Source organism: Paenibacillus sp. FSL P4-0338 (assembly GCF_038002365.1).
In the GTDB taxonomy this organism is placed as follows: domain Bacteria; phylum Bacillota; class Bacilli; order Paenibacillales; family Paenibacillaceae; genus Paenibacillus_AQ.
Genome location: NZ_JBBOCG010000001.1, coordinates 1,451,767 through 1,467,261, shown reverse-complemented (window position 1 = coordinate 1,467,261; position 15,495 = coordinate 1,451,767). Strand labels below are relative to the sequence as shown.

Annotated in this window: 10 protein-coding genes; 1 reads left to right on the top strand and 9 read right to left on the bottom strand. The window is 54.2% G+C overall.

Features of this window, described 5'->3' with window-relative positions; translation table 11 throughout:
• Window positions 1-21: 21 nt before the first annotated feature.
• The 7 genes from MKZ07_RS06380 to MKZ07_RS06350 all read right to left on the bottom strand — a co-directional run bounded on the left by MKZ07_RS06380 (window position 22) and on the right by MKZ07_RS06350 (window position 11,371).
• Window positions 22-1,776 (bottom strand): sensor histidine kinase, encoded by a 1,755-nt coding sequence (locus tag MKZ07_RS06380; protein WP_036693915.1) that lies wholly within the window; start codon window positions 1,774-1,776, stop codon window positions 22-24.
• Window positions 1,773-2,453 (bottom strand): response regulator transcription factor, encoded by a 681-nt coding sequence (locus MKZ07_RS06375; protein ID WP_036693916.1) that lies wholly within the window; start codon window positions 2,451-2,453, stop codon window positions 1,773-1,775. The genes MKZ07_RS06380 and MKZ07_RS06375 overlap by 4 nt, the downstream gene beginning before the upstream one ends.
• A gap of 841 nt (window positions 2,454-3,294) precedes the next feature.
• Window positions 3,295-5,136: an ABC transporter ATP-binding protein gene (locus MKZ07_RS06370; RefSeq protein ID WP_036693918.1), complete on the bottom strand. Its 1,842-nt coding sequence runs from the start codon at window positions 5,134-5,136 to the stop codon at window positions 3,295-3,297.
• The gene (locus MKZ07_RS06365; protein WP_036693920.1) at window positions 5,120-6,865 is read right to left on the bottom strand and encodes an ABC transporter ATP-binding protein; all 1,746 of its coding nucleotides are present in this window, start codon (window positions 6,863-6,865) and stop codon (window positions 5,120-5,122) included. The genes MKZ07_RS06370 and MKZ07_RS06365 overlap by 17 nt, the downstream gene beginning before the upstream one ends.
• A gap of 44 nt (window positions 6,866-6,909) precedes the next feature.
• A complete protein-coding gene (locus tag MKZ07_RS06360; protein WP_341025164.1) occupies window positions 6,910-7,431 on the bottom strand; it encodes a nitroreductase family protein in 522 nt (173 codons plus the stop codon).
• Window positions 7,432-7,938: 507 nt separating this feature from the next.
• Complete coding sequence (locus MKZ07_RS06355; RefSeq protein ID WP_341025162.1) at window positions 7,939-8,880, bottom strand: ketopantoate reductase family protein; 942 nt, start codon at window positions 8,878-8,880, stop codon at window positions 7,939-7,941.
• Between the two features lie 169 nt (window positions 8,881-9,049).
• Window positions 9,050-11,371 carry a universal stress protein gene (locus MKZ07_RS06350; protein WP_036694202.1) on the bottom strand — a complete coding sequence of 774 codons (2,322 nt, stop codon included), beginning with the start codon at window positions 11,369-11,371 and terminating at the stop codon, window positions 9,050-9,052.
• A gap of 89 nt (window positions 11,372-11,460) precedes the next feature.
• On the opposite strand from MKZ07_RS06350, the gene MKZ07_RS06345 reads away from it, so the two are divergent.
• A complete protein-coding gene (locus MKZ07_RS06345; RefSeq protein ID WP_036693928.1) occupies window positions 11,461-12,636 on the top strand; it encodes a hypothetical protein in 1,176 nt (391 codons plus the stop codon).
• Between the two features lie 148 nt (window positions 12,637-12,784).
• On the opposite strand, the gene kdpC is transcribed toward MKZ07_RS06345, so the two are convergent.
• Window positions 12,785-13,405: a potassium-transporting ATPase subunit KdpC gene (kdpC, locus tag MKZ07_RS06340; RefSeq protein WP_036693929.1), complete on the bottom strand. Its 621-nt coding sequence runs from the start codon at window positions 13,403-13,405 to the stop codon at window positions 12,785-12,787.
• 44 nt (window positions 13,406-13,449) lie between these two features.
• Window positions 13,450-15,483 carry a potassium-transporting ATPase subunit KdpB gene (kdpB, locus tag MKZ07_RS06335; protein ID WP_036693931.1) on the bottom strand — a complete coding sequence of 678 codons (2,034 nt, stop codon included), beginning with the start codon at window positions 15,481-15,483 and terminating at the stop codon, window positions 13,450-13,452.
• Between the last annotated feature and the right edge of the window lie 12 nt (window positions 15,484-15,495).

Here is a 15,495-nt window from a genome sequence, read left to right as displayed (position 1 = left end):
ACAAGTTAGTATTAGGGCGGCTCAGCCTCCAAAGGTTACACTAAAACAGACGCCGTCCGTGGTGTTCATCACTGCATACCGGCAGCCATGCATATCTAAAATTTGCTTCGCAATGGATAATCCGAGTCCGGTCCCGCCCGTCAGACGGCTGCGTGAAGCCTCGATCCGGTAGAACCGCTCCCAGATATGCGCCAGTTGATCCTCGGGGATTCGCTCCCCTTTATTGTGTATGGTGAACAGAAGCTTCTTGGGCTGACTCTCCAGTCTAACGGTTATGGTACTGCCCTCTTCGGCATGACGGATTGCGTTGGTCAGCAGATTGCTGAGCACCTGTTCAATCCATGTAGCATCCGCATACACGGGCAATTCATTCGCCGGAATAATGACCACATCCAGCTGCTTACTTTGAAGAGAATGCACCAGTTTATCGGTCACCTTCTCCGTCATTTCGCTTAGCATGAAGGAGCTTTTGCGCAGCTTGATCGTGCCGGACTCCAGCCGGGCCAGGTCCAGCATATCTTTTACCAGGAACTCCATCTTGTCGGCCTCTTCGATAATGACCTTGATGTAATGATCCTGCTTGCCGGCGCTCACCCCGTCCTCCAACCCCTCGGCGAAGCCCTTGATAATGCTAAGAGGCGTCTTCAGCTCATGAGAAGCACTGGCAAAAAAGTCCTGCTGCATCTGCTCCAGCTTCTTCTTCTGCTCCATCTCCTCCACCAGCTGCTGATTCGTCTCCCGAAGCTCGCCCAGTGCAGTGTCCAGACTTTGGGACAAGGTGAACATGCTTTTGGACAGGTTACCCAGCTCATCCTTCTGGCGAATGGAGTTATGACCGGTGAAATCGAGCGCTACCATCCGTTTGGCCGTATTATTAAGCTTGATTAAGGGCCGGGTCACCATCTTGGAATAGAACAGCGACAGGACCAGAATCAGCACGAACCCGCCAAGTCCCAGGTATAAAAAGAACCAGCGCAGCGCTTCATTGGAATCCTTAACATCCTGCAGCGAGGTCACCGAGAACAACAGCTCAATCTCCCCGCTGGCCTGCTTCACGGGCAGAATCATTATGGAATTGCGGATACCGCTCCAGGGAGCCGTCCACTCTTCCTTGACCATGTTCAGATTACTCAGGCTCTCCAACTGACCCGGATTTAACGGGAACCAGTCCTCTATGGCCTCGAAAAGGATGCCCTGGCGCGGGTTCCATATTTTCAGATCCGGCAGGACCAGCTCCGTAATGGTTCCGGTAATGCTGGTATTGTCCGAATCCGCCTCCTCGCCTACCGGCGTTCCCCCTTGTTTAGTAATATTAACCGGATAGAACAGATGCCCGAGCTCGCTTGCGCTGACGACATGCTCTCCCTGTATAGTCACCCGGTCATTCTCCTTCAGATGGGCCGATCTCAGCATGTCGCCGAACTGATTCATGAACAGGGACATGGGAATCACCTGAGTCTGGCCCTTCTCATCGATCAGCTTCATGCGGAACGGATCTTCCGACTTCATCCGGCCGTCAAGCTTCATAATGACCATCTGTGTCTTGTTGCGCAGCATGAACCGGACCAGCTCGCGGGAAGTGCGGGTTCTGCCCCAGGCTTCTTTGGTGTAGCTTGTCCCGAAGCTCTTCAGATGCTTCTCCACACGGGACTCCTTCTGTATCTGGTAGAAGCGGTCGAACAGCAGGAACTGGCTGAGGATTACCATCCCGTAGAAGCAGACGAAGAAGATCACGGTCATCACGAACAGCTTGAAGGTAATTCCCCATCTCTTCATTCTTCGTCCTCGAATCTGTAGCCGGTTCCAATGACCGTGCGGATATGACGGGATTCATACCCCAGCTTGCTGCGCAGTTTCTTGATGTGACTGTCCACAACCCGGGAGTCCCCCTCGAATTCAATTCCCCAGACCCGGCTGAGGATAGTATCCCGAGAGACCACATGGCCCTTGTTGCGGATCAGCAGCCACAGAAGATCATATTCCTTCGGGGTCAGCTCGACATCGGCACCCTCCACCTCTAGACGGTGCGCCATAGTATTGAAAATGGCCGAGCCGAATCTCACTACACCGGATTCAGGCTGATGTGCGCCTTCGACCCGTTTCATCAGCGCCGCAGCCCGGGCCACCAGCACCTTGGGACTGAAGGGCTTGGTCACATAATCATCGGCTCCCAGCTCGAAGCCGTGTATTTTGTCATCATCGGCGGATTTGGCGGTCAGCAGAATGATCGGGGTTGCCGATTTCTTGCGGATCTCCCGGCATACCTGAAATCCGTCCATTTTGGGCATCATAATATCCAGAATCAGCAGATCCGGCACCAGCGAATCGAACCATAAGAGCGCGTCCTGCCCATTATCGGCTTCGCGCACCTCCCAGCCGTCCTGTATGAAGTAATCCGACACCAGCTCACGGATACGCAGCTCGTCTTCGACAAGCAGTAACTTTTTCTTCAATGTACTCCCTGCTTTCAACCCGTTTATACCTCTCAGCATAGTCGAGTGTTATGTCCTTTATGTGTCCTGGGGTGAAATTAGCAGATAAATGGGTGCGAAGTGTGTTTTGAAAAGCATATTTGAGTTACTCAGGAAGGCCCTTGGTTTCAAGTATGATATACGTCTCAGCACGGATGGACGCTGCGCAAACGGAACGTTGTTACAATCGCTGTGGTCTCCAGATTTTTTTGATTCCCCTTAGCGGTGAAAATCCGGAGACCAAGGCGAACGCTACGCTTTTACACGGGTCATTCCGCCCGCTTCGCTGTTTAAGAGTAGGGTGTGAGTGAACCTTAAAACACACTGAAAAAGAAAGTGGTCCCACAGAACACAAATTTGAAAGGTAAAGTATCTCAGCAAACGCTCCACTAAACAACTCACTGAACGCCTCATTAAACGCCTCATTAAACACCTCACTGAACACCGCGCTGGATAAATGTTGTACTTTTTGCAGGAACTTCGTCCGTTTGAGTTCAGATCATGCACATTGTTGTATTTATTGCAGGAATTCGGTGAGTTATGCAGCTGAGGAACACACATTGTTGCATTCTGTGCAGGAATTCCGTCAACTTAACCCTTAAGGAACACACATTGTTGTAATTAGTGCAGGAATTCCCCAGCGTGGTGCTGGATTATGCGCATTGTTGCACTTTGTGACCAATATGACCATAGGAAGAAAACGAAAGCGTGACCGGTCACAAATTTAATATCGGCTGAATCCAAAACGCAAAACAGCGATTCTCTACTAAACGGAGGATCGCTGTCTGCTATTTAATCATCGTACCTTATCGGCGCGCCTTGCTTACCCGGCTTCAAAGGCTTGCTTGAATTGGCTGTTATACAGCTCGGAATATATCCCTTGCAGCGCTAGGAGCTGGCTGTGGCTTCCTTGCTCAGCGATCTGGCCGCCCTGGATGACCAGAATCCGGTCAGCATCTTGAATGGTGCTGAGCCGGTGGGCAATCACGAAGCTGGTGCGGCCCTTCATCAGTGTCCGCATGGCCTGCTGGATATGCATCTCTGTCCGGGTATCCACGCTGCTCGTTGCCTCATCCAGAATGAGGATGGCCGGATCAGCCAGGATGGCGCGGGCAATGGTCAACAGCTGGCGCTGGCCGTGGCTCAAGGTGGTCCCTTCTGTACCCAGCAGCGTATCGTACCCCTGAGGCATACGCGCAATGAAGCCGCTGACGTTGGCCAGATTGGCCGCCTCTTCCACTTCACGGTCCGTGGCCTCCAGGCGGCCGAAGCGGATATTCTCGCGAATGGTTCCCGAGAAGACATGGGCGTCCTGCAGCACCATTCCGAGCTGGCGGCGCAGCCCGTTTTTATTGAACTCCCGGATATCTCTGCCGTCGATCAGCACCTCACCGCCGCTCACTTCATAGAAGCGCGTCAGCAGGTTGACAATGGTCGTCTTCCCCGCTCCGGTCGGCCCGACCAAGGCGATAGTCTCACCCGGCTGTGCGGTGAAGCTTACACCGTTCAGAATAGGATCGGTCGGCTTATAGCCGAACACTACATCCCGGAACATAACTTCCCCGCGTATCCGCTCCAGCTCCTGAGGCTGCTCCCCGCTGTACTCGGAGGGCATATCCATCACTTCGAATACGCGCTCCGCTCCGGCAATTGCCGATTGGATCAGGTTATACTGGTTCGCAAGGTCGGAGATGGGCCGGCCGAACTGCTTGGCATAATTCAGCATACTGACGATGACCCCCACGGTAAGCAGCTCACGATAAGCCATCCAGCCGCCAATTCCGGCAATCAGTGCAAAGTTCAGATTGTTAATCAGGTTCATTACCGGGCCTACCAGGCCGGATACAATCTGCGCCTTAATGCTCGCTTTGTTAAGTTCCCCGCTTATTCCGCGGAATCTGGTAACCTCCGCCTGTTCTCTGCGGTATTGCTTAATCACCTTCTGGCCGCTGACTGCTTCTTCAATGAAGCCGTTCAGCTCACCCAGATGCTGCTGCTGATCCTTGAAGTAGATCCGGCTTAATCCGGTAATCCGGCGGCTCGCCAGCACGACCAGCGGAATGGTTACCATTGCAACTCCCGTCAACGGCACATTCAGCATCAGCATAATGACCAGAGAGCCGCTAAGTGTAATCAGACTGTTCAGCAGTTGGGTTACACTCTGATTGAGCGAGTTGGATACGTTGTCGATGTCATTGGTTGCACGGCTCATCAGCTCGCCGTTAGCATGGGTATCGAAGAAGCTGACCGGCAGCTCCTGGTATTTGGCGAACAGATCACGCCGCAGCTCATACACCGTGCGTTGAGAGACGGAGGTCATCACATAAGCCTGCACCCAAGAGACGGCGCTGCCCAGCAGATAAATGCCGCCCAGCAGGAGACAGAACCGGACGAGCAGACTGTAATCCTGCGGGAGGATCGCGGTATCAATGGCTTTTCCCAGCAGGTAGGGACCGATAAGGGCAAGCACAGCATTCAGAATCGTGAATACATAGACCATAATCAGCCCTGTCCGCTGACGGTTCAGATAGGACCAGATGCGGATGACCGTTGCCTTACTGTTCTTCGGGCGTACCTTGGGTGTAACGCCAGCACGGCCCGGAGGCCCGCCGCCTAACGCTCCAGGTCCGACGGGAGCCTGCTCTCTTTTACGTTGACTGGACATAGGGCTCCTCCTCTTCCTTCAGCTGGGAATGGCGGATGTCCCTGTAGATCTCGCTGCCTGCCATCAGCTCGCTATGTGTACCCTGCGCAGCGATCCGCCCGTTCTCCAGAATCAAGATCCGGTCGGCATCTATAATAGAAGACACCCGCTGGGCAATCATAACGACAGTGCAATTCTGAAGCTCCGTCTTCAGCAGCAGGCGGATGCTTGCTTCGGTAACCGCATCCAGAGCGCTGGTGCTGTCATCCAGGATCAGAATAGACGGTTTGATCAGCAGCGCGCGTGCAATGGACAGACGCTGCTTTTGCCCGCCTGACAGGTTCACCCCGCGCTGCCCGAGCAGCGTGTCGTAGCCTTGCGGCATAGCTGTGATGAACCCATGTGCTTCTGCGGCCACAGCCGCCTGCTCCACTTCTTCATCTGTTGCTTCCGGCCGTCCGTAACGGATATTATCCCTGATACTGCCGCTGAACAGCAGGGACTGCTGCATTACGAACCCGATCCGGCTCCGCAGATGCTCTATGCCAATCTCACGGATGTCTGTTCCGTCGATCATAACCGCACCGGACAAGACCTCGTAGAATCTGGGAATCAGACTAACCAGGGTAGACTTTCCTGCTCCGGTAGCCCCCAGAATAGCGATCGTCTCTCCGGGACTGGCTGCAAAGCTGATATCCTCCAGCACAAGATTCTCATCCCCGCGGTTATAGGCGAAGGAGACCTTGCTGAATTCAATCCGTCCGAGCGTAATGGCTGCTTGATCCGCCGCAGGCGCTTCGGTAATTTCACTTGTGGCGGCGAACACTTCATTCACGCGGTCTCCCGACACCTTGGCCCGTGATACGAAGGCAAGCATCGTGCTCATCATCATCATCGACATGAGCAATTGAGTAACATAATTAATGAAGGCAATTAGTTCACCAACGGGCAGTGCCCCGTTCCAGTTCTGTAGGCCCCCGAACCAGAGCACGGCTATAATGCTGGCATTCAGAATAAGCATCATAAGCGGCATATTCAGCGCCATCAGGCGGATCGCCCGGATTCCGGTATCGGTATAGCCTTTATTGGCGGTATCGAAGCGCTTCTGCTCATGGTCTCCACGGACGAAGGCTTTGATTACACGAATGCCGGTGAGATTCTCCTGCAGCACATTGCTCACCCCATCCAGCTTCTCCTGCATCCGGGCAAATAACGGAAAAGAAAGCCGGATCAGCACAAACAGCAGGATGAACAGCAGCGGCACCGCAGCCAGTAGGATCATCGCCAGGGACGGGCTGATCCGGACCGCCATGACCAGACTGCCGATCAGCAGCAGCGGTGACCGCACGAAGCTCCGCAGAATCATCTGCACGAAGGTCTGGAGCTGCACCACATCGTTCGTCAGCCGGGTGATCAGCGAGCCGGTCTTCATCCGGTCCAGATTGCGGTTCGAGAAGGTCTGGATATGCTCAAACAGCTTGAGACGCAGATCATTGCCGAAATTCTGTGAGGCAATACTTGCACATATCGCACAGCCTACACCGCCGGTCATCCCGATGACAGCGATCCCAATCATTATTCCGCCTGTTGATAGGATATGCGATAAATCATTCTTCATCAGGCCTTTATCCACAATGCTGGCCATAAGTGCAGGCTGCAGCAGGTCCATCACTACTTCAACTACCATTAACAGCGGGGCAAGCACGCTCCAGAGGGCGTACGGCTTCATGAAGCCCCTGAGCTTCCACATTCAGTTCACCTTCATCTCATCAGTCGTTGCATCCGTTCTTCCATTTAGGGCAAATATGTGATTTTGTCAGTCATTGGCGTTCTCTGCTTGGCAGCAGGCACTTCCGAAGGATAACCTACGGCAAGCACCCCAATAACATCCTGCTCTTCAGGAACGCCCAGCACCTCACGGCCCTTGGCTGTACCGCCGAGTGACGACCAGAACACACCTGCTCCAGCCTCATGGGCGGCCAGCATGAAATTCTGGATATAGCACGATACGGCCATGATATTCTCTTCACGCTCTATTGTCGTAGCGGCAGGCTTGGATAAGACGCCAATCAATAACGGAGCGCCGCCAAAATCAGTCTTATGGTTCAGCGCTGCCCGCGTCTGCGGCCCAATGAACAGCAGTTCCCATGGCTCATTCATCCGGTGATTCGGAGCATAGCTGGCAGCTTCCAGCCAAGTATTCAGCTCCTCCTCTTTAACCGGGTCCGGTCGGAAGGCTTGATCGTTCTTCTCGTTTGAATAGTATCGATGATAGTCATAGTTAGTCCACTCCTTCGGTTGTATTTGTATCCACATGGTAATAAGCATATCTCTTTAGCACATTATATTACAATACTTTATAAGTAGATTGGAACATTATGTATATGGTGTTAATGATTTTTTTATGCTGAAAGTGAATGGGCTCCTGGGCAAAAACAGCCTTACCCATCTGTCCTCTCACCAGCGCAATGTAATCAGTTTTCCGATTACATCCAGTCATCTGTCCTCTCGCGAGCACATTGTAATCGGTTTTCCGATTACATTTGGCCATCCGCCCTCTAACCAGCGCAATGTAATCGGTTTTCCGATTATATCCAGTCATCTGTCCTCTCACGAGCGCAATGTAATCGGTTTTCCGATTACATCCAGTCATCTGCCCTCTCGCAAGCGCAATGTAATCGATTTTCCGATTACATTGGTCCTTCACCTACTCGCAAGAGCAAGAACAGCCCAGCAAACTCCGCCTAAGCGGAGCTTCCTGAGCTGTTCTTTTGGAGGAGTTGATTTGTTCATCTGTTCATCTATTCTCCGTATCCGTTCATCCTAGGCCTGCTCCAGCGCATATTTCCTCATCGTCTGCTGCTTGAAGTCATCCCACGCCGGTGTGGACAGACGGGCTTGAAGCATCAGAGGTTCGAAGGCTTGATAGAGCGCTGCAATCTCGCTGAATGAGCCATCGATCAGCTTCATGAAGGGCAGCTTTTGTAACAATCTCAACCCTTGGGCGAGCAGTGCCGGGTGCTTCTTCGCCCCGTTAACCAGGGAGGCGGGATTAACGGGTAAGCCCAGCGCAGAGAGCACGCTGAACCCTTCATCCATTAAGGCAACCGCCTGTTTCCAGCGGGCGGAGTCTTTGCTTGCTTTTGCCAAATCAAAATCATAAAGATAAATGACCGACATCACCGGGATAATTGAAACTATGTGACTCAGGAGCCAGGCGTTAATATCCTGCGAATAATCCAGCTTATACTTCGTCTGATGGAAGGCCTCCGCAAGCTCCGTCTTGAACGGAATGTCACCCTCCAGACTGCCCAGCACCATCTTGCCGCCACCGCTTACAACGATAACACGCCCGTCTTCCTCACGGGTCCCCCCGTTAATCTGGAAGCCAAACGCAATATTCTGCGGAATCCGGCTATTCTCGTTGAAGAACTGCTGCATCCCGCGGGTATCTCCGTTATTGCCGACAAGCACAATATTCTTACTGTCGTTGTCCGCCAGCGCCGGCAGCACGGCCGGGAAGTCATTGTATTTCATCACTACGAAGATCAGATCATAGACATCGTCCCTCCGCAGTTCGGATATCACCTTCACCTGATCCACAGTCGTTTTGCGCTGAAAATAATGCCGAAGGACCAGTCCGTCCTTCTGCAATTGGCCCGCCCGCTTCGTTCTGGCCAGTATGGTGACCTCATTCCCGCCCCGTACCAGCACATGTGCCAAATAACTGCCTATTACCCCTGCACCGATCACTAATATTCTCATTTCGAATCCCCTCTCCGCTTCAAACAGTTGTATTTAAATGAACATCTGTTCATTATGTTAGCGGCGGGGACTCAATCGCGCAATTGCCAATGGTGCCAGGGATGTCAATTACTGAACAAACCCGTGTAAATTGTACATTACCATATCGCTCCTATGACGCCAAGCCGCCTCATTCCATCATCTGCGTATGAACGGCCACGATCAGCATATCCATATGCCGGGCATGCCGCAGGAGATATTGAACGAAGCTCACCGAGAACAGGCTGCGCAGGAAGTGTCTGCGGGATTGGCCGATGATAACCTGTGTAGTCTGCATGTCATTCATCTGCTGGAGCAGATGCTTATAGAGATGCTTGCGGCTTCCCGCCTCCGTAATGTCCATTACCCCGCCCAGCCGTTCGGTCAGAGCCTTCAGCGTATCCAGCCTCTTTTGCTCCTCCGCCGTCTTCATGCGGGCACAGTGTACGTAGTGTACATGCCACTCCGCCTTCAGGCGGTGTGCAATGCGGAAGCCGCGGCGGACCAGCCGTTCCGCCTGCGGTCCTGTGTCTACACAGACGAAGATGACCTCCCGTCTGCTCCAAGGTCCGCGCAAGGCAGGCTCCCGTTCCCAGGCCTCCAGCCGCTCATCCACATCGTCGGCAATCTCGCGCAGGGCCAGCTCACGCAGGGCGATCAGATTGCCGATTTTGAAAAAAGACTCCAGCGCTTGATTGACTTTCTCCCGCGCGTAGATCTTCCCTTCACGCATCCGCTGCTGCAGCATCTGCGGAGTCACATCAATCAGCTCCACCTCACTCGCCATTCGCAGGATGGCATCCGGCACCGTCTCGCGCACACGCACACCGGTTAACTGCTCCACCGCATCGTTCAGGCTCTCCAGATGCTGCACATTGACCGTGGTAATGACAGAGATCCCGTTCTCCAGCAACTGGATGACATCCTCGTAACGCTTCCGGGTGAGGCTTCCGGGAACATTGGTGTGAGCCAGCTCATCCACCAGCACCACCTCGGGATGGCGGGCGATAATGGCCGCTGTATCCATCTCTGTAAGCTCCGTGGACTGGTAGGCAATGCGTGCTCTCGGAATCATCGTTAACCCGCCCACCTGGTTGCCGGTTTCTTCTCTCCCATGGGTCTCCAGCAGCCCGATGACCACATCGATGCCCCTGCCCAGCAGCAGATTTCCTTCCTGGAGCATCTTGTAGGTTTTGCCTACGCCGGGGGTTGCGCCGATGTACACCTTGAAAGTGCCCCGGCGGATATCCTCGATCCGCCGCTCCAGCTCCCGGCCGGTCAGCCGGTGGAACGGTTCTGCCGCCATCTTCACGGCGGGGCGGACCGGCAGCACCCGTTCTCCTTCCTGCTCGGCACGGTCAGCCATCAGGAACACATCGATATTCCGCGTACGCCGCAGGACACGGCTGGCTATGGAGCCTTGCCACTTCTCCTGCCAGCGGCTTTTCTGCGAATGACCCATCACAATCCGGGTGACATTGTTCTGAATGGCATAGCGCACAAGCATGGTGGGCAGCATCCGCAGGCGCAGCAGCTCCAGCTCCTCGAACCGGGCCTGAATCCGCTCGGTCAGCTTGCGGATGGAGCGCTTGAATACCTGCTGATCTTTGGTCAGCGGACGGCCCCGCAACAGGAAGGTAACGATAAGGAGGTCTCCGTTCAGCCGCTTCGCAATTTGCTGTCCCCTTCTAATATAGAGGGAGCCATTCCAGTGATACTGCGCGGATACCAGTATCCGCTCTGTCGCGCCTGACGGGCCGATCAGTCCCTCGGCCTCGCGGTGCTTTTCCAGGGAGTCATTGACCCCTTCGGCCATCAGCCGCAGTGACACCTCACGAAGTACGCCAAGGTTACCCCTGAGGGATAGTGCCGGATGCGCGCCCTCACCAAGCACCCCCTCCTCCAGCCGCTTGAGAATAGTCTCCGGCGACACATCGATCAGCCGTACCTCATCGGCGAGTTCCAGTGTATTCAGCGGCACAGTTTCCTCCGCGCGGATGCCGGTCATTTCATAGATTTGCTCCCCCACACCGGCCAGCTCATAGACATTAATAGTAGTGATTACGCTGATTCCCTGATCCATCAGATAACGGATGTCCGCAAGCCTTGTAGGGAAGCGGGCCTGCGCACGGTTGCGGTGGGCCAGACCATCGACCAGCAGCACCTCAGGGTTACGCTCCACCAGAGCCTCAAGCGGCAGATCCTTCTCCTCCTTGCCGTCCTTGAGCCAGTGAATACTGGGCACGCGCTCCAGATCGCCAAGCTGCTGAACCGTCTCCGCCCGGCCCATAGTGGAGACCGCACTAATCACCACATCAATCCCCTGATGCTTCAGCAGCTTGCCTTCCTCCAGCATATGATAGGTTTTGCCGGAGCCGCTAACGGAGCCGATGATGATCTTCAGCCGCCCCCGCTGGAGCTGGTAGATCGAATATAAGATGTCCTCCGGGGACTTGCGTTTATAGGTTGGCACCGGCTCACCTTCTTTCAATAGTCTCTGCACATCCTCCATATATGCTATAATTTTCTTCTGAACGCTTTACCAACCATAGGAGGAAAATCATGCACAATTTGAAAAAGTGGCTATTTGGTCTTTTGATTCTTTGTTTACTGGTGTCGCTGGCCCCGGCTTCATTTGCAGAGGGAACAAGTCCCTCTCCGGAAGCAGCCGCCAAAGAAGTGGAGTTTCCGTTAGCCTTTGACCGGGCAACGGGCGATGGAATTACCGCCATCGCAGCGGATGGACAAGGTACAATCATCGTCGTGTCCAACTCGTCCTACTTGAATGTCACAAACGACAACGGGAAAAAGTGGGTTTCCCGAAAACTGCCTTCCAGTGACATGTACAACGTTTTTTATGCCAAGGGACGGTTCTTCCTATCCGTCATTCATGTGAATTCATACAATTCCGCGATTGGCAACTACACGTCTGCGAATGGCGACAAATGGACTCCCTTTATCCTAGAATCAAGCAACGGGAAAGCGACAACTATCGGCAATGTTCAGTTTTTAAATGGACAATATGTGCTGACCGGCAGCCAAGCGGATGATATCAGTCCCATATATACGTCCTCTAATGGAGTGAATTGGAAGGAAGCCAGCCTGTTGCCCGTCGAAGTGCACTACTTGACCTGGAACGGCAACATATACTCTGCCTACTGTGGGGAGTATGAGTTCTTATCAAGACAGGCCATGACGTTGTCCCGCAACCAGTTCCTGACGGATGCCAATGACAATCGCTATGCGGAGCTTGTTCTGTATACGTCGGCCAATTTGGCAAGCTGGACCCAGCAAACGGGAACAGTCAAAAAGGACCTCAACTACAAGTTTAGTGTGAATGACGTTCCCCAAACGAGCTACAATTTAAATCAGGAAGGATACACGCTTGATGGCGTCATCACCTTGTATGATGCGCGAAATACCTATACCTCCAAGAACGGAATTCTGTTTGCCATTCAGAAGGCTCCCTCCGCTATCGTGAATCCGTTTGGCCGAAGCCCGATCTATAAGAAGGGCAGCAAATACTATACCTTTGTTAAGTACTGGTACAGCCCCGGTGTGATTCGCAGCAAAGCTGGAATTTCGTCAGACCGGGTAAAATGGACGATGACGGACCTTGGCTTAACCGTACCTAATAACATGAATGTCATTCAGGCGGGCCAATGGTTTATCGGCATTGGCTATCAGGGCGGAATTTCCCTTTCGGAGAACGGCTTGACCTGGAAAAAAATCCGCTAGCGCATATCCCCAAAAAGAATGTGGGAAGCCCGGCAGTGTCCTCGTGATGCTCCGGGCTTGTTTGCATCCTTTCTCCCAAAATAACACTTACTGCTAAAGGCTAAGGAACTGCAACATAGCTCACATATGGGGGACAGTCCGCTCCTGCTTATTTCCCCATCTCCGTCAGCGCCAGATTCAGCTTCAGGACATTCACCCGTTTCTCTCCGAAAAGCCCCAAATCTCGCCCTTCGGTATGCTCCTTCACCAGCGCTTCAAGGGTATCTGCCGGAATGCCGGTCAGCTTGCTGATCCGGGGAATCTGCACGAGCGCCGCAGCCGGTGAAATATGCGGATCAAGACCCGAGCCGGAATTCGAAATCAGATCCACAGGCAGCTGACTTACAGGGACGCCGGGATTATCCAGCTTCCACTGGGCAATGGAATCCTTGGTCCGCTGAAGCATATCGGGATTCGATGGCCCGTAGTTATTCGATCCCGAAGCCTCAGCCTTGTACCCGATACTCGACACACGGCTTTGGAACATAGCCTGGTTCGTGAAGCTCTGCCCGATCAGCGCAGAACCGACCACCTTCCCGGACGCATCCTTCAGCAGGCTGCCGTTCGCCTGGGCAGGCATCAGCACCTGGGCAAGCGCGGTGGAAGCCAGCGGATAGATCATTCCGCAGAGAATAATGAATACGATGCTTAACCTCACTGTAGTGAAGAAAAAAGCAGCTTTTGAAGCGGAGACCTGCTCTCCGTCTGTCTCATGAGTAGATTGTACCATGATGATTACGCCCTCCTTGTATAGTCAATCGTCTGCCGCACCTTCTAGATCCATATACTGACGAGCATATCAATCAGCTTGATCCCGGCGAAGGGAACAGCGACCCCGCCCAGACCATAAATGACAATGTTGCGCGTCAGCAGCCTGGAGGAGCTCATCGGCTTGTAGGAGACCCCGCGCATAGCGAGCGGAATCAGCAGCGGGATGATGATGGCGTTGAAGATCAGCGCCGAGATGATCGCCGAGCTTGGGGAACCCAGCCCCATGACGTTCAGGGCTTCCATCTCAGGAATAGCGAGCGTGAACATCGCCGGTATAATCGCAAAATATTTGGCAATATCGTTAGCGATACTGAACGTGGTCAGCGCTCCGCGTGTCATAAGGAGCTGCTTCCCGATGGCTACAACCTCGATGATCTTGGACGGATCAGAATCCAGATCGACCATATTGGCTGCTTCCTTGGCAGCGGTTGTCCCGCTGTTCATCGCCAGCCCCACATCGGCCTGAGCCAGCGCCGGAGCATCGTTGGTTCCGTCTCCAGTCATAGCTACTAGCTTGCCCTCGTTCTGCTCCCGGCGGATTACCGCAATCTTATCTTCCGGGGTACTCTCGGCAATGAAATCATCGACTCCGGCTTCACGGGCAATCGTAGCGGCGGTCAGCGGGTTGTCCCCGGTACACATGATCGTCTTGATCCCCATGCTGCGCAGCTCGTCGAAGCGCTCCTTCATCCCGGGCTTCACCGTATCCTTCAGATAGATCAGCCCATAAATCCGGTTGTCTACGGCAACCGCGAGCGGAGTGCCGCCCAGCCGTGCAATGGCATCCGAGTTGGTATCCAGATCGGACGGTACGGCCCCGCCCCGGGACAGCACCCACTTCTTCACGGAATCGACCGCTCCCTTACGCACTGAGCGCCCGTCCCGCAGATCCATCCCGCTCATCCGGCTCTCTGCCTTGAACTCAATGAACTCCCCGCCGTCCGCGAGGCTGCTGTCATATTGGAGTTCCAGCTTCTTCGCCAGCTCCAGGACAGAGCGCCCTTCCGGCGTCTCATCCTTCAGCGAGCTGACCGCCGCCCAGGACGCAAGCTCGGCTACAGTTGCTTCGCCTACCGCAGCGAACTCACTGGCCATCCGGTTCCCGAAGGTAATCGTCCCCGTCTTATCCAGAATCATCGTATTGATATCCCCGGCGGCTTCCACCGCCTTCCCGGACATCGCCAGGACGTTGAACTGCGTCACCCGGTCCATTCCCGCAATCCCGATGGCCGACAGCAGCCCGCCGATGGTGGTCGGAATCAGGCAGACGAGCAGTGCGATCATGACCGGAATCTCCAGCTTCACCCCGATATAATCCGCGATGGGACGCAGGGTGACGACGACAATCAGGAAAATAATCGTGAGGCTGATCAGCAGCGTGTTCAGAGCAATCTCATTCGGTGTCTTCTGGCGCTTCGCGCCTTCGACCAGCGAGATCATCCGGTCCAGGAACGATTCCCCCGGATCACTGGTGATCCGCACCTTGATCTGGTCGCTGACTACGCGGGTACCGCCGGTCACGGAGCCGAAGTCGCCTCCAGCTTCCTTAATGACCGGAGCCGACTCCCCGGTGATGGCCGATTCGTCCACAGAAGCCAGCCCCTCGGTCACTTCCCCGTCGCCGGGAATCAGTTCGCCCTGGCTGACGATTACGATATCGCCTTTGCGCAGCTCAGAGGCCGGCACCTGCTTGACCGAGGGTCCTGCCAGCTTATTGGCGGTGATGTCCTGCTTGGTTTTTTTGAGCGAATCGGCTTGCGCCTTGCCCCGGCCCTCCGCCAGCGCTTCTGCGAAGTTAGCGAACAGCACGGTAAACAGCAGGATGAAGAACACGGTTATATTGAAGCCCACCGCATGCTCCGCATGGAAATACCCGGGCACAAGCACCATGAGCAAGACGATAACCGTCCCAACCTCCACGACGAACATGACCGGATTCTTCATTAACGTCACCGGGTTCAGCTTCACCAGACTATCCTTGGCAGCACTTAGCAGGATGGGACCCGTCAGCAGCTTCTTTTTGTGTACAGTACTCATTCTCTTCTCTCC

Bases quoted from the DNA above. Each gene is read 5' to 3' on its own strand.
- MKZ07_RS06380 (WP_036693915.1), bottom strand. From the start codon at position 1,776: ATGAAGAGATGGGGAATTACCTTCAAGCTGTTCGTGATGACCGTGATC.
- MKZ07_RS06370 (WP_036693918.1), bottom strand. From the start codon at position 5,136: ATGTCCAGTCAACGTAAAAGAGAGCAGGCTCCCGTCGGACCTGGAGCG.
- kdpC (WP_036693929.1), bottom strand. From the start codon at position 13,405: ATGGTACAATCTACTCATGAGACAGACGGAGAGCAGGTCTCCGCTTCA.
- MKZ07_RS06355 (WP_341025162.1), bottom strand. From the start codon at position 8,880: ATGAGAATATTAGTGATCGGTGCAGGGGTAATAGGCAGTTATTTGGCA.
- MKZ07_RS06360 (WP_341025164.1), bottom strand. From the start codon at position 7,431: ATGTGGATACAAATACAACCGAAGGAGTGGACTAACTATGACTATCAT.
- MKZ07_RS06345 (WP_036693928.1), top strand. From the start codon at position 11,461: ATGCACAATTTGAAAAAGTGGCTATTTGGTCTTTTGATTCTTTGTTTA.
- MKZ07_RS06365 (WP_036693920.1), bottom strand. From the start codon at position 6,865: ATGTGGAAGCTCAGGGGCTTCATGAAGCCGTACGCCCTCTGGAGCGTG.
- kdpB (WP_036693931.1), bottom strand. From the start codon at position 15,483: ATGAGTACTGTACACAAAAAGAAGCTGCTGACGGGTCCCATCCTGCTA.